General features: G+C 61.0%; 1 protein-coding gene. It reads right to left on the bottom strand.

Features of this window, described 5'->3' with window-relative positions; genetic code table 11:
• The coding region (locus QJT78_RS51740; protein ID WP_281460908.1) for a porin at positions 1-847 on the bottom strand (847 nt) is incomplete at both ends.

Here is an 847-nt window from a genome sequence, read left to right as displayed (position 1 = left end):
GCGAGTTGGCCGCAAACGAGAGCCGCACCACCGTTGCCGTACTTCAGCTGAGCGTACGAACCGTAGATTGCCGTGTTCCAGTACGCATCCCAGTTGTGGGTGTAGGCGCCACGGAAGCCCCAGCTCGTAACCGTGCTGATGCCGGTTCCGTTGGCGAACACACCATCAGCAGCGCCGGCAAGGCCAATGCTCTGATAGGCGCCAGCCAGGTTGGTACCGCCGAACATTGCATAGTTCTGCGAAGCCAAGCTCTGGAAGTTGTAGCGGGTCGCACCGTCAGTGTAGACCGCCTGGACGTTGATCACGTCGCCCGCGCCAGTCGGAATGTTCTTGATGGACAAAGCCGCCTGAACAGCCCAGCCCCACTTGTCGCCCGGATGACCGGCCGCTTCGGTTCCGACAAGACCAGGAGTCGCGTAGTACGCTACGTGGTTGTTATGCGCCGCTGCGGACAACTGGAACAGACCCCAGGCCTGGTCAATGCGGACCATACCCTGGATGTCAGGAGCCCGCGTGCCACCGAAGGCATTGATGCCGTAGCCGCCGGTACCAACAGTCGCGATCGAAAAGCCGGCGCTGGTGTTGTACAGGTTGCTCTGATAGTAGGCCGTCGGATCCACAGCCGAAATCGCGGCAGTGATGCCCTGACCGAAGTCGGCAGTATAGGTGAACTGGTTCACACCAGTGACCGTGCCGCCGCCACCAGTCAGACCGTCGAAGTTGTTACCCGGATAGTTGGTCCAGGGGGCGTCGAACTGGGCAACCGCCTTACCCATCGTGAAGCCAGCGAACTGGATGAAAGCGTAGTACACGCCAAGCGTACCGCCGGCGATTGCGCCTGCGTTGG

This window comes from Bradyrhizobium sp. Mp27 (assembly GCF_029953005.1).
In the GTDB taxonomy this organism is placed as follows: domain Bacteria; phylum Pseudomonadota; class Alphaproteobacteria; order Rhizobiales; family Xanthobacteraceae; genus Bradyrhizobium; species Bradyrhizobium barranii.
The sequence above is the reverse complement of the archived record's forward strand: the minus strand, read 5'-3'. Positions and strand labels throughout refer to the sequence as shown.